Source organism: Xanthobacter sp. BG11Y11_SDJG, from assembly GCF_057364445.1.
The window spans coordinates 1-10,530 of the sequence record NZ_JBNFNU010000126.1 but is presented as its reverse complement, the minus strand read 5'-3'; the positions used below and the strand labels follow the sequence as shown (position 1 = coordinate 10,530).

Here is a 10,530-nt window from a genome sequence, read left to right as displayed (position 1 = left end):
CTGCCGGCGTCAGACGCGCCCCGCGCACGCCTTGCCGCCGCCCGGCCGGCGCATCGCGCTGGCGCGCGACGCCGCCTTCTCCTTCGTCTACGGCCATGTGCTGGCGCACTGGCGGCGCAGCGGCGCCGAGATCGTTCCGTTCTCGCCGCTCGCGGACGAAGCCCCGGACGAGACCTGCGACGCGCTGTGGCTGCCCGGCGGCTATCCGGAACTGCATGCGCCCGGCTGGCGGCGGCGCGGCGCTTCCGCGACGGGGTGCGCCGGTTCGCGCAGACGCGGCCGGTGCATGGGGAGTGCGGCGGCTACATGGCGCTCGGGCGCGCCTCGTGGATGCGGACGGCGCCGCGCACGAGATGCTCGGCCTCCTCGACCTGGAGACCAGCTTCGCGCAGCGGCGCATGAATCTCGGCTACCGGCAGGCGCGCCTCATGGCCCCCTCGCCCCTTGGCCCGGAGGGTCAGACGGTGCGGGGCCACGAATTCCACTACGCCACCACGCTCACGCGCGGCGACGATGCGCCGCTGGCGCAGCTCGCCGACGCTCAGGGGCTCGACCTCGGCCCGGCGGGCAGCCGCGCGGGCACGTGACGGGAAGCTTCTTCCACGCCATCGCCCGCGCCTGAACCGCCCGCGCGTGACCGGCGGACCGCCTACCGCGCGGTGGCGGCGAAAATCTGCCGCGCCACCAGCCAAGCGCAGGGAACGGCGACCAGCGCGCCGATGCCCGCGGCGAGCGGGATCAGGTTCATGTCCTGCATCGCCAGCGAAGGCGTCGCGAGGACGACCATCACCCCGATGCCCGCGAACGTGGTGCCCATCACGAGCCAGACGAGAATTGCCAGCTTCCACATGTCCCTGCCCTCCTTCGAGAGGTTCCAGGAACGTAACCCTGGCGGGGCGGGACAGGGTTGACCTCGATCAACGCTCGGCCCATGTGGATTGCGGCGCTGCGCCGCGGCGGCGCTGCGCGCGGGGAGGAAGCAGAGCATGAACAACAGCTGGGACAAGCGCTTTGCAGGTGAGGATTTCCTGTTCGGCGAAGCACCCAACGCCTTCCTCGCCCGGCAGGCGCCTCTGCTCAAAAAAGGCCAGCGGGCGCTGGCGGTGGCGGACGGCGAGGCGCGCAACGGCGTCTGGCTCGCCGAGCAGGGCCTGAGCGTGCATTCCATGGACTTCTCGTCGGTGGCACAGGCCAAGGCGCGCCAGCTTGCGGAGCGGCGCGGCGTGACGCTCGACTTCGAGCTGGCCGACCTCCTGACCTGGGAGTTTCCGCCCGAGGCCTACGACGTGGTCGCCACGATCTTCATCCAGTTCATGCCGCCCGAAGACCGCTCTCGGGTGTTCGCCGGCATGAAGCGGACGCTGAAGCCCGGCGGCCTCCTGCTCATGGAAGGCTACCGGCCCGAGCAGATCGCCTACGGGACCGGCGGTCCCTCCGATCCCACCTGGCACTACACCGAGGACCTGCTGCGCGCGGAATTCGCCGACTTCGAGATCATCGAGCTTGCGAGCTACGATGCCGAACTGAACGAGGGGACGCGGCACAAGGGTCCGTCCGCCCTCATCGACATCGTCGCACGCAAGCCCGCCTGATCTGCCGCAAGGAAACGCGGCGATTGCGCTCGCCCCTTTCCGCGACATCGGCGTTATGATCGCACGGACGGCCGAAGATGCCGCCACGCGGGCGCCCCCGCCCGCCTTTGCCGGGAGGACGTGAGCCATGAGGTGCGAACTCAAGGACGACGATTTCCGCGAGGCCGTGCTCGACATCGTCAGCGCCAAGGATGGCCAGGCGATCATCATCCAGGTGGTGGGCGGGTCGACCATCACCGGCTTTGCGCCCATGAGTGTCGGCCGGGACTATCTGCGCTGCCAGGTGGCGGCCGGCGCGGGGCACAAGGAGCAGGTCGTCCCCTTCCATTCCATAACCTGCGTGCGCTGAATCCCGTCCTTCGACGCGGGCCGCCGATGCTCGAGAAAGCCCGGACGCGCGCCGCGCGCATGGCGCGCCGGCGCACGCTTGCGCATGACGCGCTCGCGCGGCTGCGTCTTTCGTCCTATATGCGGTAACCGAACGCCCGCTTGGCTCTCAGCCTCAGGAGAAAGACCATGGCCTCTCCCCAGCCCATCACCCGCACCGACGCTCCGCGCTTCACCCTCCTGCGCGAGCAGATGCTGATCGGCGGCCAGTGGGTCGGCGCCGACAGCGGCGAGACCATCTCGGTCACCAACCCGGCCACCGGCGAGGTGATCGGCACGGTGCCGCGCGGCGGCACCGACGAGGCCCGCCGTGCCATCGAGGCCGCCGACAAGGCTTCGCCGGCTGGCGCGCGACCCCGGCCGGAGACCGCGCGGCGAAGCTGCACAAGCTCGCCGACCTCATCCTTGCCAATGCCGAGGAACTGGCCGTCATCCTCACCACCGAGCAGGGCAAGCCGCTGCCGGAGGCGCGCGGCGAGATCGGTGCCTCCGCCGCCTATGTGCGCTGGTTCGCCGAGGAGGCGCGCCGCCTCTATGGCGACGTGATCCCCTCCCCCTGGGCCGGCCGGCGCATCCTTGTCACCAAGGAGCCGGTGGGCGTGTGCGCGGCCATCACGCCGTGGAACTTCCCCTCCTCCATGCTGTCGCGCAAGATCGGCGCGGCGCTCGCCGCCGGCTGCACCGTGGTGTGCAAGCCGGCCGAGCTGACCCCCTTCTCCGGCCTCGCCTGGGGCGTGCTGGCGGAGATGGCGGGCATCCCGGCGGGCGTCGTCAACATCGTCACCGGCAAGTCCTCGCTGATCGGCGCCGAGATGACGTCGAACCCGATCGTGAAGAAGGTGACGTTCACCGGCTCCACCCCGGTGGGCAAGCTTCTGGTGAAGCAGTCGGCGGACACCATGAAGAAGGTGTCGATGGAACTCGGCGGCAACGCGCCGTTCCTGGTGTTCGACGATGCCGACCTCGATCTCGCGGTCGAGCAGGCGATCGCCTCCAAGTTCCGCAACGTGGGCCAGACCTGCGTGTGCGCCAACCGCTTCTATGTCCAGGCCGGCATCTATGACGCCTTCGCGGCGAAGTTCGCCGAGGCCTCGAAAAAGCTGAAGGTCGGCAACGGCATGGAGGAAGGCGTCGCCGCCGGCCCGCTGATCGACGAGAAGGCGCTGAAGAAGGTGGAGAGCCTGCTTGCCGACGCGCTCGGCAAGGGGGCGCAGGTGCTCGCCGGCGGCAAGCAGCCGCCGCAGGGCGGCACCTTCTTCGAGCCCACCGTGCTCAAGGGCGCGACCCAGGACATGGACTTCGCGCGCGAGGAGATCTTCGGCCCGCTCGCCCCGCTCTTCAAGTTCGAGACCGAGGAAGAGGCCGTCCGCTACGCGAACGACACCGAGTACGGTCTCGCCTGCTACTTCTTCACCAAGGACCTCGGCCGCGCCTTCCGCGTCTCCGAGGCGCTGCAGTACGGGCAGGTGGGCGTCAATGCCGGCGTCATCACCACCGAGGTGGCTCCGTTCGGCGGCGTGAAGGAGAGCGGCGTCGGCCGCGAGGGGTCCAAGTACGGCTGCGACGACTATCTCAACATCAAGTACGTCTGCCTCGGCGGCCTCTGAGCCGCTGACACGCGCCGCCGGGGCCTTGGCCCTGGCGGCCGCCCGACCGCCTCAGCCCGCGACACCGGACGCGCCGCGGGCCATCTCCACGATCAGCGACCGCAGCCAGCGGTGCGCCGGATCGTTCCGGTAGCGCACGTGCCACGCCATGTGGACCGGGAAGGTGCCGAGGTCGACCGGCGCCTCCACCACCTTCAGCCGCGGGTCGTGCGCGAGGCGCTGGCAGATCAGGCGCGGCAGCGTGGCGCAGAAATCGGTGGCCGCCACCATTTCAGGCACCGCGAGGAAATGCGTCACCGAGAGCGCGACCTCGCGCCTCAGGCCCTGCCGCTCCAGCGCCTGGAACAGGCCGGCCCGCAGGCGGCCGGGCGGCATGACGTTCACATGCTTCAGGCGCTCGAACTGGGCGCGGGTCAATTCCCCCGTCACCTGCGGATGGCCGGCGCGCACCACGCAGGCGAAGCCCTCGTCCATGAGGTGCTGGACCACAATGTTGTCCGGCGCATCGACCACGCGGCCCAGCGCCATCGCGGTGGTGCCGGAGACGACGCCGGTCTCGGCGAGGTCGGTGCCGTAGGGGGTGAGCCGCAGCGTGATGCCCGGCGCCACCTCGCCCAGCCGCGCGACGATCCCCGGAATGAGAGCGAACTCGACGAAGCCGTTCGGCGCCAGCGTGACCAGCCGCTCGGCGCGCGCCGGGTCGAACGCCTGCTGGCCCAGCACCACCGCGTCGATCTTGGCCAGCGCATCGGCGATCGCCGGCGCCAGGTCGAGCGCCAGGGCCGTCGGCTCGATGCCGTAGCGGGCGCGGACGAACAGAGGGTCCCGCATCACCGTCCGCAGCCGGCCCAAAGCGTTCGACAGCGCGGGCTGCGTGATGCCCAGGCGCGCCGCCGCGCGGGTGACGTTGCGTTCCTCCATCAGGGTGACGAAGACCGGCAGGAGATTGAGGTCGTAGCGCATCAGTTATAATGTTTTATGAATATCTAAAATCATATCAATAAATTTTAGGAATATGAAGGCCCGGCGCATGGTGAGCCTGTCCGAACCGGACGCATCCAGGACGGAGGCAGACATGAGCAAGGGCAAGGTTCTCGTGGTGGGCTCCAACGCCACCCGCATCGAGGTTCAGGGCGGCGGAACCGGCGCTACGGGGCAATATCTCAACGAAACCGTGGTGCCGGTGATGGCGATCCTCGCCGCCGGCTACGACGTGGTGCTCGCCACCCCGGAGGGCACGCGGCCGCACATCGACCCGGTCTCGGACGCGGCGACGCATTTCGACGGTGACCAGGCCGCCTATGAGAAGGCCAAGGCCTTCTATGCGGGCGATCCCTCCATGACCCATGTGCGCACGCTTCGTGCGGTGGTGGAGGAAGGGCTGGACGGCTATGCCGGCGTGTTCGTGCCCGGCGGTCAGGCGCCGGTGGTGGACCTGATGCAGGATCCCGACCTGGGCGTGATCCTGCGCCACTTCCACGCCCAGGCGAAGCCCACGGCCATGCTCTGCCACGGCCCCATGGCAGCGGTGGCGGCGATGCCCCATGCGCGGGAATTCCGCGCCGCGCTCATCGCCGGCGCCCCCGAGAAGGCCGCCGAATGGGCCAAGGACTGGCCCTATGCCGGCTATCGCATGACCGTGTTCTCCAACACCGAGGAAAAGGTGGTGGAGGACCGCATCCTCCATGCGAAGCTCCATTTCAACATGGTGGACGCGCTTCAGACCGCGGGCGGCGCGGTCGAAACCGGCACGGTCGACTTCGATCCCAACGTGGTCGAGGATCGCGAGCTCATCACCGGCCAGAATCCGCGCTCGGACCATCCGCTGGCGGCGCGGTTCGTGGCGGCGCTGGAGCGGCGCCGCGCCTGAGCCGCCGCCATCCGGCGGGGCGCGCCGCGGACCGCCGGAGCCGGCCCGTTTCACCCAAGCCAACATAGGAGAACCCCATGGCCGACCCCGTGAAGATCGTCGCCATCCTGGTCGCCCGCCCGGGCAAGGCGGAGGCCCTGAAGGGGCTCCTTTCCGGCATGGTCGGGCCGAGCCGAGCCGAGGCCGGCAATCGGCGCTACGACATCTGGCAGGATCAGGCCGATCCCGCACGGTTCGTCCTGGACGAACTCTATGTCGACGCCGACGCCATCGCAGCGCACCGGCAGAGCGCGCATTTCCAGAACTATCTCTCCCAGGTCGGCGACCTCGCCGATCGCACCGCCTTCCTGCTCGATCCCGTCGACGTCACCTGACCGGCGGGCGGCCCCCAAACGCGGAGCAGAGCGCCTTACCGCGCGGCCCCGCAGCCAAAGGACAAAGCAATGGCACTCAAGGATATCCTTCCGGGAAAGCTCGGCTTCGGCTCGGCGCCGCTCGGCAACATGTTCCGCGACATTCCCGAGGCCGAGGCGCGCGCCACCGTCGACGCCGCCTGGACCGACGGCATCCGCTATTTCGACACCGCGCCCTTCTACGGGGCGGGTCTTGCGGAAATCCGCATGGGCGAGGTGCTCGCCGGCCGGCCGCGCGGCGACTACGTCATCAGCACCAAGGTCGGGCGCGTGATCCTCGACGAGATCGAGGACGTCAGCACCCGCGACCAGGGCGAGAAGGGTGAGGTGTTCAAGCACGGTCGCCGAACCGGATCGTCAACGACTATTCGGCCGACGCCACGCTGCGCTCCATCGAGGACAGCCTGAAGCGCCTGAAGACCGACCGCATCGAGATCGCGTTCGTGCACGACGTGGCGCAGGACTTCTTCGGCGACGACTGGCTTGCCATGTTCGAAAGCGCCCGCACTGGCGCCTTCAGGGCGCTCGACCGGCTGCGGGACGAGGGCGTCATCAAGGCCTGGGGCCTCGGCGTCAACCGGGTGGAGCCGATCGAGCTGCTCATGGCGCTGGACGAGCCCCGGCCGGACGGCTTCCTGCTCGCCGGTCGCTACACCCTGCTCGATCACGACCGCGCGCTCCAGCGGGTGATGCCGGAGGTGGTCCGCCAGGGCCTCGGCATCGTCGTGGGCGGGCCCTACAGCTCGGGCGCGCTCGTCGGCGGCCCGAACTTCGAGTACGCGCCGGCGCCGCCGGCCATCCTCGACAAGGTGGCACGCATCAAGGCCATCGCCGACCGGCACGGGGTCAGCATGAAGGCGGCCGGCCTGCAGTTCTCGCTCGCCCATCCGGCGGTCGCGGCGGTGATCCCCGGCGCCAGCCGGCCCGAGCGCATCGCCGAGGACCGGGCGGCGCTGGAGGAGAGCGTGCCGGCGGACTTCTGGCGCGACCTGCGCGCGGCCGGCCTGGTGCATGCCACCGCGCCCTGCCGGGCGGCGCCTGAGCTCCGGGTGCTCCGCGCCCCGGACACGCACCTGAACGAGAAAAGGCCGCCGTGCTTGTCCAGCACGGCGGCCTTCTTCTTCTCAGCGGAGGGCTCGGAAGCCGTCCGGCGGGCGAGCGTGCCCGCTCAGTGGCCCATGGCCTTGACGATCTCCTCGGTGACCTTCTTCGCGTCGCCGAACAGCATCATGGTGTTGTCCTTGAAGAACAGCTCGTTCTCCACGCCGGCATAGCCCGAGCCCATGCCGCGCTTGATGAACAGCACGGTCTTGGCCCGCTCCACGTCGAGGATCGGCATGCCGAAGATCGGCGACTGCGGATCGGTCTTGGCGGCCGGGTTGGTCACGTCGTTGGCGCCGATGACGAAGGCGACGTCCGCCTGGGCGAACTCGGAGTTGATGTCCTCCAGCTCGAACACCTCGTCGTAGGGCACCTGCGCCTCGGCGAGCAGCACGTTCATGTGGCCCGGCATGCGGCCCGCCACCGGGTGGATGGCGTACTTCACCTCGACGCCCTCCTCCTTCAGCATGTCGGCCATCTCGCGCAGCGCATGCTGCGCCTGCGCCACCGCCATGCCGTAGCCCGGCACGATGATGACCTTGCCGGCATTCTTCATGACGTAGGCCGCATCGTCCGCCGAGCCCTGCTTCACCGGCCGGGCTTCCACAGCGCCCGCGGGGCCGCCGGAGGTCTCGCCGCCGAAGCCGCCGAGGATGACCGAGATGAAGGACCGGTTCATGCCCTTGCACATGATGTAGCTGAGGATGGCGCCCGAGGAGCCCACCAGCGCGCCGGTGATGATCAGCGCCGTGTTGCCCAGCGTGAAGCCGATGCCGGCCGCCGCCCAGCCCGAATAGGAGTTCAGCATCGACACCACCACCGGCATGTCCGCGCCGCCGATGGGGATGATGAGCAGCCCGCCGAGCACCAGGGCCAGCACCGTGATGATCCAGAACAGCGCGATCGAGCCCGTGAGCACGAAGGCGACGATGAGGATCAGCAGCAGCAGCGCGAGGCCAGCATTGATGAGGTGGCGCCCCGGCAGCATGATCGGCTTGCCGCTCATGTTGCCGTTGAGCTTGGCGAAGGCGATGATCGAACCGGTGAAGGTAACGGCGCCGATGGCGACGCCGAGCGACATCTCGATCAGGCTCGCGGCGTGCAGGTGGCCCGGCGAGCCGATGCCGAACGCCTCCGGCGCATAGAGCGCGGCGGCGGCGACCAGCACGGCGGCGAGACCCACCAGCGAGTGGAAGGCGGCCACCAGCTGCGGCATGGCCGTCATGGCGATGCGCTTGGCCACCACGGCGCCGATGGCGCCGCCGATGGCGATGCCGGCGACCACCAGAACCCAGCCGAACATGTCGGAAGGCGGCTGGAGCGCGAGGGTGGTGAGCACCGCGATGCCCATGCCGACCATGCCGAACAGGTTGCCCTGCCGGGAGGTGGTGGGATGCGAGAGGCCCCGCAGCGCCAGGATGAAGAGGATGCCCGCCACAAGGTAGAGGGCGGCGGCGATGTTCGCATTCATGGCGCCGGCCTCACTTCTTCTTCGAGTACATGGCGAGCATCCGGCTGGTCACCATGAACCCGCCGAAGATGTTCACCGAGGCGAAGACGAGGGCGATGAACCCGAAGATGCGCGCCCACCAGGCATGGCCCGGATCGCCCACCGTCGAGACGCCCACCGCCAGCAGCGCGCCCACCACGATCACCGAGGAGATCGCGTTGGTCACGCTCATGAGCGGGGTGTGCAGCGCCGGGGTCACCGACCACACCACGTAATAGCCCACGAACACCGCGAGCACGAAGATGGAAAGGCGGAACACGAACGGGTCGATGGCGCCGCCGGTGGCCGCGTGGGCCAGCCCGCCGAGGGCGGCGGCGGCCTGGTCCGCATAGGCCTGGGCGGCGATCGCCGCCTCGCGCGCGACCTCGGCGGCGATGCGCGCCTGTTCCGCGGCGTCCGCCGCGAGCTGTGGATTGGGGGTCATCAGGCCGCTCCCTCAGTCTTGGGTGCGAAATTGGGGTGCACGACCGCGCCGTCGCGGGTGAGAAGCGTCGCCTTGACCAGTTCGTCGTCCCATTTGACGGCGAGGGCCTTGGCCTGCTTGTCCACCATCGTTTCGAGGAAGTTGAACAGGTTCTTGGCGTAGAGCGGCGAGGTCGAGGCCGCGGCGCGGCCCGGGACGTTGAGATGGCCGACGATCTTCACGCCGCCCACTTCCGCCACCTGGCCGGGGACCGCCCCTTCCACGTTGCCGCCGCGCTCCACCGCGAGATCGACGATAACCGAGCCCGGCTTCATCGACGCCACCATGGCGGCGCTGATGAGCTTCGGCGCCGGCCGGCCCGGGATGAGCGCGGTGGTGATGACGATGTCCTGCTTCTTGATGTGGTCGGCGACGAGGGCGGCCTGCTTGGCCTGGTATTCCGCCGACATGGGCTTGGCATAGCCGGCCGCGGTCTCGGCCTGCTTGAACTCCTCGTCCTCCACGGCGACGAACTTGGCGCCGAGCGAGGCCACCTGTTCCTTCGCCGCGGGGCGCACGTCGGTGGCGGTGACGATGGCGCCGAGCCGGCGCGCGGTGGCGATGGCCTGGAGGCCCGCGACGCCCGCGCCCATGACGAAGACGCGCGCGGCGGGCACGGTGCCGGCGGCGGTCATCATCTGCGGCAGCGCGCGGTTGAACTCGGCCGCGGCGTCGATCACCGCCCGGTAGCCGGCGATGTTGGCCTGGGAGGACAAAACGTCCATCACCTGCGCGCGGGTGATGCGGGGCATCAGCTCCATGGCGAAGGCGGCGACTCCGGCATTGGCCATGGCCGCGAGGGCGGCATCGTTGCCGTAGGGGTCCATGATGGCGAGCACGAGGGCGCCGCGCTGATAGGACGAAAGCTCGGCTTCCGTCGGGCGCCGCACCTTCAGCACCACGTCGGCCCCGGCGACCACGTCCGCGGCCGAGGGGGCGATGGTGGCGCCGACCGCCTCGTAGTCGGCATCGAGGATGCCGGACTTGACGCCCGCGCCGGCCTCGACCGCCACCTGGGCGCCGAGCGCGACGAGGCGCTTGACCGTATCCGGGGTCGCAGCGACCCGCGGCTCGCCGAGATCCACCTCGGCGGGGACAGCGATTTTCATCGAATTTGTCTCCGGTGCTCCGGGCCTAGAGGCTCAGAGGAGGAAGATCCACATCAGGACGAGAAGAACGGCGATGCCGATGGTGCCCCATTTGGTGAGCGCGGTGAACAGCGCATAGGTGCGCTCGTGCTCGACATAGTCGTTGCCTTCCGCGGTCCCGTACTCGATCGTGCCGTGATCGGCCATCGGTTTCCCCCTCGCTTATCGCTCGCATTGGCGTGTAGCGGAGAAGTGGTTTTCTGGCAACTGTTCAGTGGTGTACAGTATACATAATGTGCACTGCACTATGGGGATTTTGCGCCATTCTGGCACACATGTTCTTGCTTTGTTCGCCACGCCGAACTAGCTTTGAGACATGGATGCGCCGCTCGACTCGCTCATAACCGATACGCCCGCGCAGGCCGCCGCTGCCGGCGCCGTGGCTGGTGTGCCCACAGGTCGCAGGGGCTCGCGCCCCGGTGGCGGTGCAGCACGGCCG

10 protein-coding genes and 3 pseudogenes are annotated in these 10,530 nt (G+C 69.3%); 7 read left to right on the top strand and 6 right to left on the bottom strand.

Features of this window, described 5'->3' with window-relative positions:
• A pseudogene (locus AC2W7M_RS12330) lies at positions 1-622 on the top strand (cobyrinate a,c-diamide synthase); the annotation flags it as partial.
• Positions 623-649: 27 nt separating this feature from the next.
• Here the strand turns inward: AC2W7M_RS12330 and AC2W7M_RS12325 are convergent.
• The gene (locus AC2W7M_RS12325; protein WP_486132608.1) at positions 650-850 is read right to left on the bottom strand and encodes a hypothetical protein; all 201 of its coding nucleotides are present in this window, start codon (positions 848-850) and stop codon (positions 650-652) included.
• Between the two features lie 136 nt (positions 851-986).
• On the opposite strand from AC2W7M_RS12325, the gene AC2W7M_RS12320 reads away from it, so the two are divergent.
• The 3 genes and pseudogenes from AC2W7M_RS12320 to AC2W7M_RS12310 all read left to right on the top strand — a co-directional run bounded on the left by AC2W7M_RS12320 (position 987) and on the right by AC2W7M_RS12310 (position 3,586).
• Positions 987-1,592 (top strand): SAM-dependent methyltransferase, encoded by a 606-nt coding sequence (locus AC2W7M_RS12320; protein ID WP_486132607.1) that lies wholly within the window; start codon positions 987-989, stop codon positions 1,590-1,592.
• A gap of 127 nt (positions 1,593-1,719) precedes the next feature.
• Positions 1,720-1,941: a hypothetical protein gene (locus tag AC2W7M_RS12315; RefSeq protein WP_486132606.1), complete on the top strand. Its 222-nt coding sequence runs from the start codon at positions 1,720-1,722 to the stop codon at positions 1,939-1,941.
• A gap of 167 nt (positions 1,942-2,108) precedes the next feature.
• A pseudogene (locus AC2W7M_RS12310) lies at positions 2,109-3,586 on the top strand (NAD-dependent succinate-semialdehyde dehydrogenase).
• 51 nt (positions 3,587-3,637) lie between these two features.
• Here the strand turns inward: AC2W7M_RS12310 and AC2W7M_RS12305 are convergent.
• Positions 3,638-4,549, bottom strand: coding sequence for a LysR family transcriptional regulator (locus tag AC2W7M_RS12305; protein ID WP_486132605.1), 912 nt, complete (start codon positions 4,547-4,549; stop codon positions 3,638-3,640).
• Positions 4,550-4,661: 112 nt separating this feature from the next.
• Between AC2W7M_RS12305 and AC2W7M_RS12300 the strand changes: the two genes are divergently transcribed.
• The 3 genes and pseudogenes from AC2W7M_RS12300 to AC2W7M_RS12290 form a co-directional block, all read left to right on the top strand.
• Positions 4,662-5,456 (top strand): type 1 glutamine amidotransferase domain-containing protein, encoded by a 795-nt coding sequence (locus AC2W7M_RS12300; RefSeq protein WP_486132604.1) that lies wholly within the window; start codon positions 4,662-4,664, stop codon positions 5,454-5,456.
• 77 nt (positions 5,457-5,533) lie between these two features.
• Entirely contained in the window at positions 5,534-5,830 is a 297-nt protein-coding gene (locus AC2W7M_RS12295; RefSeq protein WP_486132603.1) for a putative quinol monooxygenase, read from the top strand.
• A gap of 69 nt (positions 5,831-5,899) precedes the next feature.
• Positions 5,900-6,903 (top strand): annotated as a pseudogene (locus AC2W7M_RS12290) (aldo/keto reductase); the annotation flags it as partial.
• Positions 6,904-7,037: 134 nt separating this feature from the next.
• Here the strand turns inward: AC2W7M_RS12290 and AC2W7M_RS12285 are convergent.
• Genes AC2W7M_RS12285 through AC2W7M_RS12270 form a run of 4 tightly spaced genes read right to left on the bottom strand, consistent with a single transcriptional unit; the run spans position 7,038 to position 10,238 of the window.
• Positions 7,038-8,441, bottom strand: coding sequence for an NAD(P)(+) transhydrogenase (Re/Si-specific) subunit beta (locus AC2W7M_RS12285; RefSeq protein WP_486132602.1), 1,404 nt, complete (start codon positions 8,439-8,441; stop codon positions 7,038-7,040).
• Between the two features lie 10 nt (positions 8,442-8,451).
• Complete coding sequence (locus AC2W7M_RS12280) at positions 8,452-8,904, bottom strand: proton-translocating transhydrogenase family protein (RefSeq protein ID WP_121621340.1); 453 nt, start codon at positions 8,902-8,904, stop codon at positions 8,452-8,454.
• On the bottom strand, positions 8,904-10,052 hold the full coding sequence (locus AC2W7M_RS12275; RefSeq protein WP_486132601.1) for a Re/Si-specific NAD(P)(+) transhydrogenase subunit alpha: 1,149 nt from the start codon (positions 10,050-10,052) through the stop codon (positions 8,904-8,906). The genes AC2W7M_RS12280 and AC2W7M_RS12275 overlap by 1 nt, the downstream gene beginning before the upstream one ends.
• 33 nt (positions 10,053-10,085) lie before the next feature.
• Complete coding sequence (locus AC2W7M_RS12270; protein WP_486132600.1) at positions 10,086-10,238, bottom strand: aa3-type cytochrome c oxidase subunit IV; 153 nt, start codon at positions 10,236-10,238, stop codon at positions 10,086-10,088.
• Positions 10,239-10,530 lie beyond the last annotated feature (292 nt).